The sequence below is a fragment of the Aeromonas sp. R3-1 genome, assembly GCF_040908345.1.
GTDB lineage: Bacteria > Pseudomonadota > Gammaproteobacteria > Enterobacterales > Aeromonadaceae > Aeromonas > Aeromonas veronii.
In genome coordinates this window covers 1-2,641 of record NZ_JBFODN010000035.1, presented here as the reverse complement: position 1 = coordinate 2,641, position 2,641 = coordinate 1, and the positions used below count along the sequence as shown (strand labels likewise).

General features: G+C 62.7%; 2 protein-coding genes. Both read left to right on the top strand.

Features of this window, described 5'->3' with window-relative positions; all coding sequences use genetic code 11:
- Positions 1-67: 67 nt before the first annotated feature.
- Positions 68-2,233, top strand: a complete 2,166-nt coding sequence (yccS, locus tag AB5Y85_RS02060; protein WP_076493504.1) for a YccS family putative transporter — start codon at positions 68-70, stop codon at positions 2,231-2,233.
- 24 nt (positions 2,234-2,257) lie between these two features.
- Entirely contained in the window at positions 2,258-2,608 is a 351-nt protein-coding gene (locus AB5Y85_RS02055; protein WP_019446869.1) for a TusE/DsrC/DsvC family sulfur relay protein, read from the top strand.
- The last annotated feature ends 33 nt before the right edge of the window (positions 2,609-2,641 follow it).

Below are 2,641 nucleotides of genomic sequence, written 5' to 3'. Positions count from 1 at the left end.
CAGGGCCACTTCGCACTTGGCGGGTTACTATCTCGCTCTCGTTTCGATCAAGGGTTTCACCTGTCTCATGCCGATGGATCTCTCTGGCCTGCTGCGCCGACTGCTGACCGATAGTCACATCTACTTCGCTCTCAAAGTGCTGCTGGCCATTCTCGGTCTGCTCGCCTTTACCCTGGCCACTGGCAATATCCAGCTCACCGTGCTGCTCTCCCTCGGGGTCGTGGCGGGCGCCATCGCCGAAACCGACGACAGCCTGTGGGGGCGCCTTAAAAACCTCGCCATGACGCTGATTTGCTTCATGTTTGCGTCCCTGTGCGTGCAGTATCTCTACCCCACCCCCTGGCTGTTTGCCATCGGGCTGGCCAGCTCCACCTTTATCTTCGTGATGGTGGGGGCGCTCGGCGCCCGCTACGCCACCATTAGCTTCGGCTCACTACTGATCGCCATCTACACCATGCTGGGTGCCGCCAAGGCACCGGATCTCTTCTACCAGCCGCTGGCGCTCGGCGCTGGCGCCCTCTGGTACGGGCTGGTCTCGTTTATCTGGCTCTGGCTGCTCCCCTACAAGACCCTGCACGAGCAGCTGGCCCAAAGCTACTTCGCCCTTGGTCGCTACCTGCTGGAAAAGTCCCGCTTCTTCCCGGCGGACGAGCACGGCGCCCAGGCCATTCGCCACAATCTGGCCCAGCTCAATATCAATCTGGTGAGCGCACTGACCCTCACCAAATCGGCCCTCAACGCCCGCCTGAGCCGCCGCCATCCGGCGAGCCCCGAGCTGGCCAGCCTGCTGCGTCTCTACCTGCTGGCACTGGAGATTCACGAGCGTGCCACCTCCAGCCACTACCCCTACAGCCGGCTGGAAGCGGAGCTCAAGCAGGGCATCGTACTGGAAGGGTTTCAGGAGGTGTTCCTGCAGCTCTCCGAGGCGTGCCAGCGGCTCGGTTACGCCATTCTGGTGCACAAGCCCTACGCCCATAACAAGCGCATCCACTGGACGCTGGAGGCCCTTGGCGATCAGTTGGAGTTCACCAATCTCAAGCAGCACTACCCGAAAACCCTGCTGACGCCGATGAAGTTCCTGCGCCGCAATCTGGCCAGCATCAACCAGTTGCTCGGTAGCGCCGAAGTGTTGCAAAACCCCGAGCAACCGGAGCAGGAGCTGCCCGCGCTGGCGCGCCCGCCCCGCCTGCCGCTGCTGACCCAGCTCAAGCAGCACCTCACCTTGCACTCCATGGTGTTTCGCCACGCGCTGCGTTTGTCGCTCGGGCTGGTGATCGGCTACGGCATACTGCAAGCCTTTGATCTGGAAAAGGGCTACTGGATTTTGCTGACCGTGCTGTTTGTCTGCCAGCCCAGCTACAGCGCCACCCGCCGCCGACTGGTGCAGCGTATGCTCGGCACCTTCGCAGGTATTCTGGTGGGTATTCCGGTGCTCTGGCTGTTCCCCGAGCTGCACGTCCAGCTGGTGGTGATGGGGCTGGCCGCCTTCCTGTTTTTCACCCAGGTGCGCAACAACTACAGCGCCGCTGTCTGCTTTATCACCCTCTACGTGCTGATGGCGTTCAACCTGCTCGATGGCATCGGCTTTGCGATCCTCGGGCCACGGCTGCTCGATACCCTGCTCGGCTGCCTGATCTCCTACGGGCTGGTGGCCTGGCTCTGGCCTGACTGGCAGTACAAGCGGCTGCCGACGCTTATCGCCAATTCGCTGTCGGCCAACGCCCGCTACCTATCGGCGGTGCTGGCAAGCCTCAAGCAGCAGCGGGACGAGTCCATCGACTATCGGGTGGCGCGCAAGAGCGCCCATCTGGCGGACAGCGAGCTGGCTACCGCCTGGCAGAGCATGCTGGTGGAGCCGCAAAAGCGCCGCCGCTTCCTCGATCTCTGCTTTACCCTCACCTGGCGCAACCACGCCCTGCTCTCCTACATCTCAGCGCTGGGGGCCCATCGCGACAAGCTGGAGGCCATCAGCGGGCTGGATGAGGTGCGCCACCACATCTGCCACACCCTGGAGCAGGCCGCTGGCCATCTGGCAGGCAACCCCTCCAGCTCCGTCGGTGGTCAGAGCCCCCTTCTTTGCACGGACAGCAGTCCGGACAGCAGCGAGGAGCAGCTGATGCTGACCCAGCAGCTCAACCTGATCAGCGAGCTGGCGGATCAGCTGCTGCATCTGGCCAACGAGAGCCGGTTGCTCACCGGGGATCAAGGCGCTACCATGCCCGCCCAATCCTGATAGCCCCATTAGCGAGGAGCCCTCATGTCTGCGTCCGAAAAACATCAGCTGGAATTCAACGGCCAACTCATCGAGACCGATGCCAAGGGCTACCTGCTCAACAGCAACGACTGGAGCGAGGAGCTGGCGCTGGTGCTGGCCGCGCAGGAGGGGATCACGCTTGAGGAGCCGCACTGGGAAGTGGTGCGCTTTGTGCGCGCCTTCTATCTGGAGTTCAACACCTCCCCCGCCATCCGCGCGCTGGTCAAGGCGATGGAGAAGCAGTACGGCCCCGAGAAGGGCAACAGCCGCTACCTCTACAAGCTGTTCCCGGAAGGGCCCGCCAAGCAGGCGACCAAGATTGGTGGCCTGCCAAAACCGGTGAAGTGCATCTGATCCCATGCATCTCATCCCATAACAACTGGGGGC